Source organism: Nonomuraea sp. NPDC049378 (genome assembly GCF_055586745.1).
This window is the reverse complement of record NZ_JBVJHP010000002.1, coordinates 194,335-208,575: the sequence shown is the minus strand read 5'-3', so window position 1 is coordinate 208,575 and position 14,241 is coordinate 194,335. Positions and strand designations below refer to the sequence as shown.

Sequence of the window (14,241 nt, the reverse complement as noted above, 5' to 3'; positions counted from 1 at the left end):
GACGCCTGCGGTCTAGCCGGCCAGCAGTTCGACGCTGTCGACGTGGAAGCTTCCGCCGCTGTCGCCCTCTTCGGGGTCGAGCCGGATCTGTCGCAGGACGCCGTTCCAGCCGCTGACCTTGCTCATGTCGAGCCGGTACGTCACCGGCCCGGTGGCGCCGGTATCGAGGGGGATCCTGACGCTGTTGGCCTCGCTGAAGCCGGAGTCGGCCTCGGTCGTGAAGTAGAGGGTTCCGTGCGTCGCGGTCGTGTCGACGGCCATCCGGATCGCCACGGTCTTGAGGCCGGTGAGGTCCACCCACAACCCGTGCGGCGAGAAGAACTGGGGGTCAGGCCCGGTGATCGTGCCGCCGACCCCGCCGTCGCGCCAGGCGAATCCGTCGATGTGGCCGGGCTCGCCCCATCCTTCCGCGCTCTCGTCGAACGTCCACGAGCGCTGAGGGTTGAGCGTGGTGAGGACGAAAGGTTCGACCCGTACCGCGTCCAGGTACACGTTCTCGCCCTTCGCCGCACCGACCAGTTCCACGCTCAGCCGGTCCAGGAGGCCCTGCCAGCCGGGCACACCGTCCATGGTGACCTGGTAGGTCTTGAAGGCGTCGTCGTGCGCGGTCAGTTCGAACTCGGCCGAGCCTCGTGACGCGTCCTCGGGTTCCGCCCCCGTGGTGAAGCGGATCACGCCACGGCGTGCCGACGAGTCGTTGCGTACCCGCAAGGTCACGGTGTCGGCGTTGGTGAGGTCGGAACGCAGACCGGCGGGCGAGGTCACTGCGCCGCCATCGGCAGGCAGGCGGATCGAACCGTCCCGCTGCCAGGTCATGCCTGCGGCGGTCCATCCTTCCGCGTCCTCGACGAAGTGCGCGGAGTACACCGCGTGGTCCGGCGCGAGGCGCACGTGTCCGAGGTCCAGGCGGCCCTTCCCCGCCGAGATCCCGACCCCGACCTGGCGCACCGTTCCCGACCAGCCCGGCGCGTCCGTCATGTCGATGACGTGACTTCTGGCTGCTGTTCCCGGGGCCAGGCGGAAGGTGCGGCGCCCGGTCACGGTGCGATGGTCGGGGGTCACCGCGGTGTAGTCGATGTACGCCTCGCGCGCGTCGGTGCGGTTGCTCATCTCGACCAGGACGGACCGGAACCTGTCCGCATCGACGTGGAGATCGCCGGGGGAGCGCAACACCGACTCCGTGGCGCCGAGGTCGCCGCCGATCGTGCCCTGCTCCGACCACTCGACCTCGCCGCTCAGCCCGGCGCCTGACCAGCCGTCGGCGCCGTTCGCGAACTCCCACGAGGTGCCGGATGGCTTCGGCGGAGATTCGCGATGCGCTGAGACCTCGAGTTCGGCGATCTCAGGAGGTCCGCCGGTCGTTCCCTTGACCAGCAACTGGAGGGCGTCGGCGCGGATCGTGCCGAGGTCGATGGCGCCGGCGGCCGGCTTCCCGCCACGGTGGACGACGCGCCATCCGTCTCCGTCGGGCACGCGCACCTCGAACGACGTCACGGTCGCCCCGGCCGCTCTGGGCACCACTTCCACCCGGTCGAACCTGACCGTCCTGCCGAAGGAGAGGGTGACGGAGTCGCCCGACTCCTTGGTGCCCCGCCAGTACGTCCCCACGCGGCCGTCGTTCACCTGGCCGGCGTTGGTGGCGAACCACCTCGCCGGGGAGAAGGAGGATGCGGTGGCGTAGGCGGTCGCGGACGGGGTCGCCGGGTCGGGTCCGCCGCCACGGCCGGCGGCGCCGACGCCGTACTCGAAGGCGTCGTGGTAGTAGGTCCCGCTCTGGGCCCGGAACACGACCATGATCTCGTGGTAGTCGTCCGGCAGGCCACGTACCTCGAAGACGGTCTGCCTGGACCGCGGCTGCGAGCTGTACAGGTTCACCATCCCTTGCGACAGTCCGTTGACGAACACCTCGGCTTCGGTGCCCTGCGGACCTGTCGGGGCGACCCAGCGGACGGCGTTGCCGGTGAAGCCGGCTCTGATGAACGTCCGGTAGAAGCCGCTCGCCCCTCCTCCTGGGTTGAACAGGGAGCTGTAGGAGCCGCCGGAGGCGGCCCGGTCCGGCACGACCACCCAGTCACTGGCGTGTGGCGTCACGGAGGTCTCGTAGTCCGTCGTCCGGTCGTCGTTCTCGATCCGGTACCACCCGGAAGGCCTGGCCGGCGCCTTGTCCACGGCCGGCGGCCCGTCGAGCGGCTGCGCGCTCGGATGGTCGCCGGTGTCGTACAGGTAGCCGAACCGGCCGTCAGGCGCGGCGTCACCGGAGACGTACGCGTCGGCAGGGTCGTCGCTCTGCTGGTTGTCCCACCACTTGAAAGCGAGCCGCAGCGGATCCGCGCCGGCGGTGAGGTCCGCCCGCGGCACCGCGAGCATCAGCTCGCCGCCGTCGGCCGTGAACGAGATCGAGCGGACAGCCGTCCACCCGCCGCCGGTGAACCGTTCGAGCCGGGCTCCGCCGGCTTCGCTCCACCGCACCCGCAGGTCGTAACCGGACCAGCCGTTGGCCTTGCCGGAGTCGACGTCCAGGTACAGCGTCATCCAGTTCCCGCCGGAGATCGGCGTCAGGTGTTCGCCGGTCCTGGCGTAGAAGTAGACGTTCGCGGTGTCCCTGGCGACCTTGGCGGAGACGATGTCGTTGCGGCCCGTACGGTTGACGTAGGTCCGCGCGTCGGTGCCGGGATGGTCGCGTGGCGCGGTGTCGCCCCGGTGGTCGGCGTACTCGGGGGAGACCCCGCGCCACTGGCCGAATCCGCGCCGCAGGTCGATGGTCCGCTCGGCGCCGGTGTCCGCCGGCGGATCGACGCCCTTGTAGCGGCGGATGTTGTCGACCAGCTGCAGATAGTAGTTGTCGCCGTAGCCGCCGGCCATCGGCGCCAGGTCGCGGCTCCACCGGGTGTTGACCACGTCGTAGAAGACGAGAGGACTCTTCGGGTCGGCCGCCCAGTTTCCGGCGATCCATTCGTTCCACTCCAGGACGAGGATCGTCTCGGGATCTTGCGCGATCGCGTGGTCCCACTGTTCCTGGAAGTTGTGGCCGTGGAGCTCCGCTCCGGGCGACTCGTCCTCCGCGCCGTCATGGAAGTTACGGCTGAGCGACGGCCTGTCGTCGAGCTCGTACCACGCGGTGTAGCTGAAGATCGACGAACTGCCGGAGTTCTGTGCCGGGGACACGGCCATCTGCTCAAGGTTTCCGTCGGCGTCACGGTTGCCACGCTGCGGGCGGTCGAAACTGATCCAGTCCCAGCCGTCGGCGGGCTGCTGCGGCTCGTTGGGCCACTGAGCGTAGCGGAAGGTGAAGAAGTCCTGGACGGTCCGGGACGGGTCGCTGCCCATGATCAACGGCCTGCCGTCCCAGCGGAACCACGTGCTGGGATACCGGTGCGGCGCGTCGTCGGCGTAGAACGTCCGGTAGATCTCGTCCATGTTGCGGGTGGAATCGGTGTGCGTCATGAAGACCACCTGCGGTGCCCGCACGCCCTGGGCCTGCAGTTCGACGATCGTCCGCATCAGCAGGATCGCCTGCGGCTTGTAGATCTCCCAGTTCGAGGTGTCGAGCACCAGGTAGTCGACATGGGCGGCGGCGAGGAGTTGGAGGTCGCGGCGCACCACCCAGGCGTCGTCGCTGCGGAAGTAGCCCCACAGCGGCTCGCCCCAGTAAGCGAAATGGTTGGGGTCGGGGAAGGCTCCGCTGTCCGGCCTCTTCCAGGCGAGCGGGTCCTTGGCCAGCGTGGCGTTGTTGTCGAAGACGTTCTTGTAGTCACGCATGTCGTTCGAGCCGTGCCACAGCACGTAGAAGACGCCGACCGAGCGGTCGCGGCGCGGAGCGGGAGCGGTGGTGTGATCGCTCAGCCGGCGGCCGAGCGCATCGGTGGCCACCAGGGGACCGCCCGCCGCCATCAGGTCGGTGGTCGTGGCCGGGCTCTCTCGCGCCTCTTCCACGGTGACCGTCGTGGCATTCGCACCACCACCTGGTACGGCGAGCGCGACCGCGACCACGGCCGCGACGCGCGCCAGGTTTCTCCGTAAGCCGAGCGTCTTCACCGCGACCTCCCTGTTCGGGCCCGACCAAAGGGTGGTTTTCGGCCCCAACTTGCACGTAACGCGCATGCTATTGACATCGTGGTGCGTGGGCTAGCAGGATCCCGTCCTGAAATAGCACGATCTGACCAGTGGAGTCGCGATCAACCGATACCGTCGAGGCCAGGCCCTGCCGGAGTCGGGGCCGGCGGTCGCCGCGGAACTCATGGACGGCCTCCCCGGGGTCGGCCCGCACAGCCACGAGTTCATCGAGATCGTGGTCGTCGAGAGCGGCCAGGCACGCCACGAGACCCAGCTGGCCAGCCGTACGGTGGGCCGCGGATACTGCGCGGTGCTCAGGCCGGGCCATTGGCACAGCTGGCGTGACTGCCGCGCACTCCGGGTGTGGAACATCTACCTCGGCACCGAGTCGCTCCACTCGGCCCTGCGGTGGCTGCGCGACTCGCCGGAATGCAGCAGCCTGATCAGGCCGCCCGCACCGGGTCGCGTCGTCGAACGGCAACTCGACGACCCCACGCTGGTAGACGTCACCAGGTGGTTGCGCGAGGTGCCACCTCGCGACGCGCCCGGCAGCATCACGTACGCGTCCAGGCGGGTCGGCCTGCTGACGGCCGTACTCGGCGCCCTCTCCACGGCGTCAGGGCCTGACGGGCCCGCCCTCCATCAGCAGCAGCCCGCGCAACTGCCCGCGGCGATCACCGACACGCTGCGGCTGCTGGAATGTGACGTGGCCAGACAGTGGACCCTCGGCGACCTCGTCGAGGCGTCTCACCTGTCGGCGTCCCACCTGTCCAGATTGTTCCTCCAGGCCACCGGCATGTCACCGATCGCGTACCTCGCCCGGCTCCGCGCCGAGCACGTCGCCGCCGATCTCATCAACAGCGACGACCCGATCAGCGAGATCGGCCGCCGGTACGGCTGGCCGGACCCCAACTACCTCAGCCGCCGATTCCGCCAGGTCTTCGGCATATCCCCCCGGGACTTCCGCCGGCGCTACGGCGGTGCCGTCCACTCATAGGGGCGGGACAGGTGCGGGAGAAGCGGCAGATCCGGTTCCCCTTCATCCGGTCAGCGAGGATCCGACAAAGGGGCCTGGCCGTGTAGCGAAGTTTGTCGTGGAGTCGTTGTCGGCCCGGCGCAGCCGAGCGTTCCCTCTCCTTCGGCAACCCGACCCCCACGTGCTCGACTCGTTGGCCGGTCATCGGCTGAGCCAGGGAAGCGCGGGGCGCCGCTCGGGGCCGCACATCATGCAAAAGCCGCCAGGATATCCATCGTGCCGTCCTCCGAGTCACTGATCCTCAGGTAGACCGTGTGACCGTCCCGCTCGGTAGTTACGCCGTCGAGCCCGTCGACGCAAAGGGCGCACCCATCCTGTGGTCCGTCGATTCGATCCCACCCCTTGGCGAGAAACTTCTCGAATATCTGCTCGCTAGTCATCGTACGGCGTGCTCTGAAGACAAGGAACCCGCCACTTCCGGACTCGCAGTCGTCATCCTCCATGACGGCCTCAGCAACAGCTTTCGGGAGAAGACCTGGAACGATTCGCTTCAGTTCGTTGATGTCCTGCTTCGCCCGCGCTTGGCACAACGCGCCGCAGCCGGTCATTGCGCCAGCTAAGAAGATGCCCACTGCCAAGGCTGCACAGGTTCTTGCCAGGCCATTCATAGTCTTTGGCTCCGAACACTCGCGGGGCGGTGACAGCCGGGAAAGACAATCGCCTCCTCGGAGGCCACCGCCTGCATGGTTGTTGAAGGTATCGAAAGGATGGCACAGCCGACGGAGGGCTCTTGGCCCCTGCACTCCAGAGGACCAGCGTTGCGACTGGGATGTCCCGTAGGGTCGCCGTCCCGATCGCCTGGGCGTTCGCCTTGATGGCCGCAGCTAGCACATGCCTGTCGTCCAGGTCCGGCAGTTTGAGGCCCTCGATGATCGGGCCGTACCTTTCGACTGGACTGCCTGTGTTTTGATCTTGACCTGGAATCTTGTAACCCCGATGGCGCTCATGGCTATTTCACTTGTGTATGGCTTGTCGCGTGCACCTGAGGAGCGCCCATGCCCGAATACCGGTTCAACTCTCCTCCAGGCTGGCCGGTCCCGCCTCACGGATGGAAGCCGCCGCAGGGATGGCGACCGGATCCGTCGTGGCCACCGGCTCCCGCCGGCTGGGAGTTCTGGGTTCATGAGGAGACGCCGTCGGCGGAGCCTCCGAGCACACCGCAGATACCTGAACGGAAGGGCGGTGGCCTGTTCGGCGGTAAGAAGCGGCTGGAGGAGGAGAATGCCCAGCTACGGCAATGGGTGGAGCGCCTTGGGGGGATGGACGCCATGCGCATCGCCGCGATGACCGAGGCTCTGCACTTAGAGCACGCAGGGCTGCGAAGCGCCATCGAGGATGCCGCTCGGCGACTGCGCGATACGGAAACACGGATCGTGCAAACCGAGGAGACCGTTCTGCTCCAGGAGGTGGGGGTCTACGAATACCGGCACCCACTGAGCGACGCTGTGGCTTATAAGAGCCAGCTTGCGCAGGTGAAGGCCCGCATCAAGGAGATGGCCCGAGCGGGACGCGCCGTCGTCGGCGCCACCCACTGGCAGGTGAACGGGTCAGCAGCTGAGGGGCGCAAGATGGTGCGTGACTTCTCGAAGTTGATGCTGCGCGCCTACAACGCCGAGGCTGATAATTGCGTACGGACTATGCGCCCGTACAAACTGCAGTCGGCGATCGACCGCCTGGAAAAGGCCGTCGAGACTATCGTCAAGCTCGGGCGGACGATGCATATCCACGTCCATCCCGACTATCACCGCACCCGTATCTACGAACTGGAGCTGACAGCCGACCACCTGGCTAAACAGGAGGAGGAGAAGGAACTCATCAGGGCACAACGCGAGCTGCAGCGTGAGGAGGAGGCCGCACGCCGCGAGTTCGAGCGGGAGAAAACGCGTCTGCGCAAGGAGGAGGCGCACTACCGGTCGGCACTGGCCAAACTGCTGAAGAACGGTGCCGCGTCCGCGGAGAGCGTGGACGAGTTGAAAGCGAAACTGGAGGAGATCGGCGCGGCGGTCGTGGACGTCGAGGCCCGCGAAGCCAACATCAAGGCCGGCTACGTGTACGTCATCTCCAACCTCGGCGCATTCGGTGAAAACGTCGTGAAGATCGGAATGACCCGTCGGCTGGAGCCGGAAGACCGCGTGCGGGAGCTGGGCGATGCTTCAGTACCGTTCAGGTTCGACACACACGCGCTGATTTTCAGCGAGGATGCGGTGGGGCTGGAGGCTCGGCTGCACGCGGAGCTGAGCGACCGGCGGCTCAACAAGGTGAACTTGCGCCGGGAGTTCTTCCGTGCCACCCCGGCCGAGGTGCGCGATCTGCTGCAGAAGATCGCCGGCCAGCATCTTCTGGAGTACCGCGACACGGCCGAAGCTCTTGAATGGCGGCAGTCGGTTGGAGCGATACAAACCTCTTCGTCAACGTAGCTCCAGGCGAAGTTCTGGTAGAAGGGCTGCCCGACTGGGCTTTGCACGGCCCCTCCACCGGCTCCAAGACACGACGGTTCAGTACCCCTGGACTCGCTTTCGGTCGTGTCCGAACAACGAGCCTTACCGTCGAGAAGAGCGATCCAGACGCTCTGCGGCGCACCGGCCGGGGTTGCCGCGCTGCTGCTTCCAGATGCAGCCCTTGCGATCGGCCACGACACGGCTCGTCGCCGCCCTCAAGCGCTGGGGGTTAACGGTGAGCAGTGCTTTGTTCCTCAGTACGGCTCACCGTACCGAGCGGTTGTCGTTCGTTTTAGAGCTGAGGTCTGTACCAGTAAGTCAACCACAGCATAGAGAGAAAATGATAGGGATAGTTTGTGGCTACCTGGATAGCGACAAGTTACGCGACGCTTGTAGCGCTCCTTGGAATCGTGGGCTGGTTCACGTCGAAAAACGGCGTGCCAGACTCCTTCATTATGGCACAGGCCCTGTTCACTCTTCCGTTAAGTTATCTCGTCGCTCGAATAGGTCTGAGCGGAGTTGCCGCGATAGTTGCCCTTGATGTGGCCGGTCTCATCCAGGCAGGCGTGTTGTGGGTATTCCTCGGAGGCCTCAGGCCATGACCGCGGTTCTGGTGCGGTTCAGGTTGCCTGGTGGCGTAGGGCTGATCTGCCTCCGGGTTGCGGGGTGCAGGCGTGGTGCGTCAGGGGTCGCCGGGGTCGCGGCGGCCGGGTGGTCGTAGAGGCCGACCGCCCACTCGCCGGGCCGCTCGCCGACCTCCGCAGAGAGGCGTTCGAGCACGTCCGGGCGGGAGAGGGCGCGCGCGGCCGCCCGCTCGTCGCACGTCGGCGACTTCGTGAACTGCCGGCAGCGGCCGAGCTCCTCGGTGACCTTGACGACGGGGGCGTCGGCGGGGAAGACCCACACCTGTATCGTCTGCGGGCCCTTGAGCCAGCCGGAGGGGGCGGAGAGCCGGTCGTGGTGGCCGCCCACTCCGTCTCCGCATCGCCAGGAGGTGCCGCCCGCTTCACCGCCCTTGTGCGAGATCGAGACGACGACCCAGGCCTGGGGATCGGCGCAGACCACCTTGTAGCCGGTGGAGAGACTTGTCGGTGTGAACGTCACGGTCCGGCCGACGCCCGTCGTACCGAAGCGCTGGGAGTGGATGAGGGAAAGGGCGAACCTCTCGGCTCCCAGCACAACGGGGAAGCTCTCGGGCAGTTCCGGGGGCGGCTCGATCCGCGCCGAGCTGGGCGGCTGGGCCACCACGGCCCGGTCCGGCCGGACGGGCCCCGTCAGCAGGACAGCGGCGGTCGCGGTGACGGCGAGCGCCGCCCCGACGCTCAGCGCGCGCCGGGTCCGGCGCGTCCGGCGGCCTCGGCGGACGATGGCGTCGAGGTTGGGGACCGGTTCCCTCCCTGTCGTGTCGTGGGCGTGCCTGTCCAGGAGCGTGCGCAGGTTGCTCTCCGTGTGCCTCATCGGTGGAGCTCCTCCAGGTTCATGGTGCGGATGTCCGGATCGACCCGGAGACGGGTCAGGGCCCTGCTGAGCTGGCTCTTGACCGCGCCCAGCGAGCAGCCGACCATGTCGGCGACCTGGGTGAGCGTCCGCCCTTCGAAGTAGTGCAGGATGATCACCGCCCGCTGGCGTGGTGACAGGGTGCCGATGGCGTTCCACAGCGCCGCCTGGTCGTCCACGGCGGCGGCGTGGTCATGCGGGTCGGCCGTCTCGGGCAGGGTTTCGACCGGCAGCTCGCCGCGCCACAGCCGCCGCCACCAGGTGGCGTGGGTGTTCACGATGATGCGATAGACGTACGGATCGGGGTTGCCTTCGATCCGCCGCCAGGCCACCCAGGCCTTGGCCAGCGCTGTCTGCACCAGGTCCTCGGCCGTGCCCCAGTCACGGGCAAGGAGGTACGCCATCCGGCACAGCCGTAGATGGCGGTGCGCCACGTACTCGGCGAACCCGTCGTCCATCAGTCATCTCCGTCTCGTCGTCTCCGGCGATGACTACTACCTGGCGGGCACGTTCGGATGACAGGCGTTCATGGTGTGGCGCGGCAGCTCCACGCGCGGGAACGACAGGGAATACGGCACCGACGTAGCATTGTCGAGCTGACCGGAGGAGTCATCGTGCGTATCGCCATTCCGCTGTTTGATCGGTTCACGGCCCTTGACGCAGTCGGCCCGTACGAGGTGCTCAAGTTTCTCCCTGACGCCGAGATCGTGTTCGTCGCCGAGAAACCGGGGCCGGTGCGAGATGTGCCCAAGTGGCTGGCCATCAGCGCCGACGCGGCGTTCGCCGATGTCGACTCCTGCGATGTGCTGCTCGTTCCAGGGGGACCAGGCGCTCGAGGCCTCCTCCAGGACGACGATCTCCTCGGCTGGATCCGTCGAATGCACGAAGGGAGTGTCTGGACCACCTCCGTCTGTACAGGCTCACTGCTGCTGGCCGCGGCGGGGCTGCTCGATGGTCTCTCCGCGACGACGCACTGGGCGGCAGTCGACGTCCTGGAGTCGTACGGAGCTGCCTACACCCCCGAGAGAGTCGTGTTCCAGGAGAAGATCGTGACCGCTGCGGGGGTCTCGTCGGGCATCGATATGGCCCTCACCCTGGCGGCGCGGATCGCTGACCAGACCACGGCCGAGTCGATCCAGCTCGCCATCGAGTACGACCCTCAGCCACCTTTCGACGCGGGCTCCCCTGCCAAGGCGCCCCAGGCCGCCAAGGATCTTCTCGCCAGGGGGATCGGAAGCCGCTGACCTGCGCTCGCCGCTGGACGCCGGTGGCTTCGGCGTCCGGGCAGGTTTAGAGCGTCCGGTCAGGTGGAGGGTGTCCGGTCAGGCGGAGGGTGTCCGGATCACTGTCCCTGCCAGAACGGGTCCCGGCCGATGAAGCCCACCAGCCTGGTCTGTACGTCCGAGCCGGCGGGCACCTCGACCCGGGCGCCGTACTGGCCGGAGGAGCGGAGAACCTCCTCCATCTGCTCCATCCCGTCGAGGAGCTGGGCGCAGAAGCCGGGGTCCAGCCGGTCGTCCTGACCGGTTGCCCTGGACAGGTCCCAGGTGTGCATGAACACGTCAGCGGTGTAGAACTGGCCGATCGCGGTCGCCAGGGGCAGGGTGCCGATGTGCGGGTTGGTGAATTTGCGGTGCTCGGTCTCCGGATCGTCCAGCACCGCCTGCACAGCGTCGCTGTGCACGTGCCACGCGGCGACCGGGTCCTCGTCCACCGAGGGTCCGCGGCGCAGTTCGATGCCGGCGCCGGAGGCCAGGAACCCGGGGAACCACTCGGTCAGGTGCCGGACGATGTCGCGGGCGGCCCAGCCGGCGACCGGGGACGGCACGTCCCACGACGTGGTGGCGCGGATCCGGTCGGTGAACAGCCCGGCGATCTGCCGGTGTCGCTCGGCGGGGTGGTCAGACAGAGCCATCGATGATCATCCTCTCCAGCTTGGCGTAGCCTTCGCTGACACCGACCTCCATACCGCTGCGCAGCCACGCGTCGCGGCCCTCGAAGCTGTCGACCAGCGACTGCGACCGCAGCCGCGTCCGGCCGTCGCCCAGGTCCTCGAACCGCAACGTCTCCAGGGCGACTCCGTCGGGGTCGCCCTCGAAGGTGAAGGTCTGCACGATGCGGTCCGGCCGTACCTCGTGGAAGCAGCCGCGGAACCCGTATTCCGTGCCGTTGTGCTCCGAGACGTAGCGCCAGCTGCCGCCGGTGTGCGCGTCCCAGTGCTCGACCCGGGTGGCCGTGTCGTCGGGGCCGACCCACCGGACGAACAGCGCGGGATCGGTGTGGGCGCGGAACAGCTGCTCGGGCGTTGCCGCGAAGTCACGAGTCGTCCGGATGATCGGCACCCCCGGGTCGGCTTCGATGGCCGTCTCCTTGGTCGTGCTCATGTGGTTGGTCTCCGTTCATTTCCGAGAGGACGGCGTCGAGGCGGCGGTAGCGCTGCTCGACGCGGCGGCGGTGGCGCTCGATCCAGGTGTCCATCAGGTCGAAGGCCTGGGCCTCCAAGCGCACCGGCCTGGGTTGCGGCCCGTGCGGCCGGCTGACGAGCCCGGCGTCCTCCAGCACCCGCAGGTGTTTGTAGACGGCCTGCAGCGTCATCTGGTACGGCTCGGCGAGCTGGCTCACGGTCGCGTCGCACTCCGAGAGCCGGGCCACCATGTCACGCCTCGTGGGATCCGCGAGGGCGGCGAAGACGCGCGACAGCGTGTCCGTGGTCATCGGCTCCTCTACTTTCAACTCAGTGGTTGAAACTGTAGGCCGATGGCGCCCAGCCGTCAACCTCCAGGTTGAAAGCGCTGTTCGTGCCCGCCTTGCCGCGCCTCCTACAAGCGGCCCTACCCGGCTTCGGAGACGAGCTCCTGCTGAACGCGGGTGCCCGCCCGGGTGCTAGGGCAGGGCTGGGACTGCGGGTTGGGAGTTGGTCCAGCCGACCTTGACCAGCGTCTCGTTGTGCGTCTTGCCCGCGATCGTCTTGCCGTTGTGCGTGACCGTCTGGTCCCGTGACAGCAGCACCATCGTGCCGGTGTCGACGATCAGCCTGATCTCGGCCGAGCTCGTACCGCTCTTTCCCTTGCTCGTCCGGTCGATCACGACTGCGGCGCCGGATCTGCCCAGGGTGTCCTTCGCGTTGCCGCCGGCGCGGACGCCCGGCATCGTCAGCAGCGCCTGGTAAGCGGCGGAGCGGACCTCTTTCGGGGCGGGTATGGAGTGCAGGATCTCCGGCAGGGAGCTCGTGACCCAGCCGTCGATGGCGCCGTCCGGCACGCGGCTGACCTTGCCCGCCCTCTTGAGCCAGTCCTTCAGGATGTCCGGGTCGGCGGGCAGGCGCTGCACCTCGTCGTACGTCAGCCGCTGCCCCGCGAGCCGGAACGAGTTCTCATTCCGTACGGGGGTCACGCTGCCCTTGGCCGGTTCGGTGGACAGCTTCACGGTCTTGCCGTCGATCGACTCGCTCCACCTGGACGGGGAGCCGTCACGCCGCCACGCCTTCTTGTCCGCCGCGCTCCTCGGCAGCGTTCCGAGCTCGCGGAACCCGATCCACATCCTGCCGTCGGGCGCGTTCCAGTATTCCGTGACCCGCCGCTGGACCAGAGAATAGGGGTCCGACCTGGAGCCGAACCGCCAGGCGTGGGTGGTGGTCATGAGCGCCCGAGAGTGCCAGTAGGCGCCCTCGGGCGGAGCCGCCGCGGCCGCCGCCGGCGCGCCCATGAGAGCGGTGGCGCCCACGGCCAGGCCGATGCCCAGGGAACTCAGCCGCCGGATCGGTGCGGTCGCGAACTTCATAGGGTTCCTCCGTGGATTCGATGTGACGATCTGCAATACGCCTGGGACCGCCCGAATGGTTGCCCGTGGACCTTTCCTCGCCGACGGGCAACGCTTGGACCGGCCGAGGCGTATTAGGAGGCGTGAAATCGGACAGACAGCCGTGAGCGGCGTGGAGCACGACTTCGGCGCCTTCGTGGCCGCGCGCGCCACGAGCCTGCTGCGGGTCGCCTACCTCGCCTGCGGTGACGAGACAGAGGCCGAAGACCTGCTGCAGACAGCGCTGGAGCGTACGTACAGGAGCTGGGACCGGGTGCTCCACGACAGCCCCGAGCCCTACGTGCGCCGCGTCATCATCAACGCCGCCATCAGCCGCGCCCGCCGCCGAGCCATCCTCAACATCATCCCGATGCACAGCCCGCCGGAGAGAGCGGCCCGCGCGACCGACGTCGACCTGCGCCATGTGCTGATGGAGGCGCTGCGCGCCCTGCCGCCCCGGCAGCGCGCGGTGGTCGTCCTGCGGTACTGGGAGGACCTCAGCGAGACGCAGACCGCCGAGGTGCTCGGATGCTCGGTCGGCACCGTCAAGAGCCAGGCGTCGAAGGCCATGGCCAAGCTCCGCGCGGCGCTTGGCCGGGAACCAGTGGAAGGAGTGATCAGGAATGCCCACGCTTGAGGAGGAGATCCGCCGGATCATGGCGGACGAGACCGCGAGGCTGCAGGCCACGCCCGACCTGGCGGAGCGGGTCATGCGCTCCTCCCGCGGCAAGCGGAAGAGGACCAGGGCCGCGGCGCTGGCCGCGTCGGTCGCCGTCATCGCCGCCGCGCCCATCGGGTACGTGACCGTCGGCTCGGTGGCCACCACCGGGCGGCCGGAGCCCGCGATCTCCGCGGTGCCGGAGCCCACGACCTCCGCGACGCTGGAGCCGCCCGCCATCGACGACACCCCGCCGGCTCCCTCCCCGACGCCGGACTTCGGAGACCTGGGCGACGGGAAGGCGTTCGGGCATGTCAAGGTGGGCTATCTGCCCGAGCGGCTGAAATGGTCGAACTGGTCGCTGGACTTCGGCGACCGGTACACGACCTCGTACAACTTCGACGGCGACAAGAACGGCTTCTACTGCGTGCAGATCTACATGTACGAGGAAGCGGCCGTCCAGGAGGTCGACGACCGGATCAAGCAGTACCGCGACGAGGACGACGGTGAGGAGATCACCGTCGGCGACCGCACCGGCTACCTGGTCATCCAGGAGGTGGGTGAGGACGGCATGAAGGGCACCCCCACGCTCTTCCTCAGGATGGGCGACCGGCAGCGCGCCGAGATCATGTTCAGTCCCGTGTACGCCGAGGAGTTCTCCGGCGCCGAGGCCGTCAGCGCCGAGCTCAAGAAGATCGCGGAGGGGCTCACCTCGACCCTCTGACCTCCGCCGGGCGGTAACACGTGATCAGGAGGTGGTG

Annotated in this window: 13 protein-coding genes; 5 read left to right on the top strand and 8 right to left on the bottom strand. The window is 67.9% G+C overall.

All coding sequences use genetic code 11. From position 1 onward, the window contains the following. Positions 1-12: 12 nt before the first annotated feature. Positions 13-4,035 (bottom strand): discoidin domain-containing protein, encoded by a 4,023-nt coding sequence (locus tag ACZ6SA_RS05790; RefSeq protein WP_465826811.1) that lies wholly within the window; start codon positions 4,033-4,035, stop codon positions 13-15. A 202-nt stretch (positions 4,036-4,237) separates the two neighbouring features. On the opposite strand from ACZ6SA_RS05790, the gene ACZ6SA_RS05785 reads away from it, so the two are divergent. After that, the gene (locus tag ACZ6SA_RS05785; RefSeq protein ID WP_347649772.1) at positions 4,238-5,050 is read left to right on the top strand and encodes a helix-turn-helix transcriptional regulator; all 813 of its coding nucleotides are present in this window, start codon (positions 4,238-4,240) and stop codon (positions 5,048-5,050) included. A gap of 227 nt (positions 5,051-5,277) precedes the next feature. Here ACZ6SA_RS05785 and ACZ6SA_RS05780 read toward each other — a convergent pair whose 3' ends face one another. Further along, entirely contained in the window at positions 5,278-5,667 is a 390-nt protein-coding gene (locus tag ACZ6SA_RS05780; protein WP_465826809.1) for a hypothetical protein, read from the bottom strand. A gap of 417 nt (positions 5,668-6,084) precedes the next feature. On the opposite strand from ACZ6SA_RS05780, the gene ACZ6SA_RS05775 reads away from it, so the two are divergent. Beyond that, complete coding sequence (locus ACZ6SA_RS05775) at positions 6,085-7,506, top strand: SNIPE associated domain-containing protein (RefSeq protein WP_465826807.1); 1,422 nt, start codon at positions 6,085-6,087, stop codon at positions 7,504-7,506. A gap of 612 nt (positions 7,507-8,118) precedes the next feature. Here ACZ6SA_RS05775 and ACZ6SA_RS05770 read toward each other — a convergent pair. Further along, positions 8,119-8,985 carry a hypothetical protein gene (locus ACZ6SA_RS05770; protein ID WP_465826806.1) on the bottom strand — a complete coding sequence of 289 codons (867 nt, stop codon included), beginning with the start codon at positions 8,983-8,985 and terminating at the stop codon, positions 8,119-8,121. Further along, complete coding sequence (locus ACZ6SA_RS05765; RefSeq protein ID WP_347649768.1) at positions 8,982-9,482, bottom strand: SigE family RNA polymerase sigma factor; 501 nt, start codon at positions 9,480-9,482, stop codon at positions 8,982-8,984. The genes ACZ6SA_RS05770 and ACZ6SA_RS05765 overlap by 4 nt, the downstream gene beginning before the upstream one ends. Positions 9,483-9,638: 156 nt before the next feature. On the opposite strand from ACZ6SA_RS05765, the gene ACZ6SA_RS05760 reads away from it, so the two are divergent. Next, the gene (locus tag ACZ6SA_RS05760; protein ID WP_347649767.1) at positions 9,639-10,268 is read left to right on the top strand and encodes a DJ-1/PfpI family protein; all 630 of its coding nucleotides are present in this window, start codon (positions 9,639-9,641) and stop codon (positions 10,266-10,268) included. Between the two features lie 98 nt (positions 10,269-10,366). On the opposite strand, the gene ACZ6SA_RS05755 is transcribed toward ACZ6SA_RS05760, so the two are convergent. The 4 genes from ACZ6SA_RS05755 to ACZ6SA_RS05740 form a co-directional block, all read right to left on the bottom strand. Then, positions 10,367-10,939 (bottom strand): TIGR03086 family metal-binding protein, encoded by a 573-nt coding sequence (locus ACZ6SA_RS05755; protein ID WP_465826804.1) that lies wholly within the window; start codon positions 10,937-10,939, stop codon positions 10,367-10,369. Then, positions 10,926-11,408 (bottom strand): SRPBCC family protein, encoded by a 483-nt coding sequence (locus ACZ6SA_RS05750; protein ID WP_465826803.1) that lies wholly within the window; start codon positions 11,406-11,408, stop codon positions 10,926-10,928. Before ACZ6SA_RS05750 ends, ACZ6SA_RS05755 begins: the two co-directional genes overlap by 14 nt. After that, a complete protein-coding gene (locus ACZ6SA_RS05745) occupies positions 11,341-11,739 on the bottom strand; it encodes an ArsR/SmtB family transcription factor (RefSeq protein WP_347649764.1) in 399 nt (132 codons plus the stop codon). Before ACZ6SA_RS05745 ends, ACZ6SA_RS05750 begins: the two co-directional genes overlap by 68 nt. Before the next feature lie 168 nt (positions 11,740-11,907). Continuing rightward, complete coding sequence (locus tag ACZ6SA_RS05740; protein ID WP_443154590.1) at positions 11,908-12,804, bottom strand: hypothetical protein; 897 nt, start codon at positions 12,802-12,804, stop codon at positions 11,908-11,910. Between the two features lie 142 nt (positions 12,805-12,946). Between ACZ6SA_RS05740 and ACZ6SA_RS05735 the strand changes: the two genes are divergently transcribed. Both ACZ6SA_RS05735 and ACZ6SA_RS05730 read left to right on the top strand, forming a co-directional pair. Then, positions 12,947-13,459, top strand: a complete 513-nt coding sequence (locus ACZ6SA_RS05735) for a SigE family RNA polymerase sigma factor (protein ID WP_443154591.1) — start codon at positions 12,947-12,949, stop codon at positions 13,457-13,459. Next, positions 13,446-14,204, top strand: coding sequence for a hypothetical protein (locus ACZ6SA_RS05730; RefSeq protein WP_465826801.1), 759 nt, complete (start codon positions 13,446-13,448; stop codon positions 14,202-14,204). Before ACZ6SA_RS05735 ends, ACZ6SA_RS05730 begins: the two co-directional genes overlap by 14 nt. Positions 14,205-14,241 lie beyond the last annotated feature (37 nt).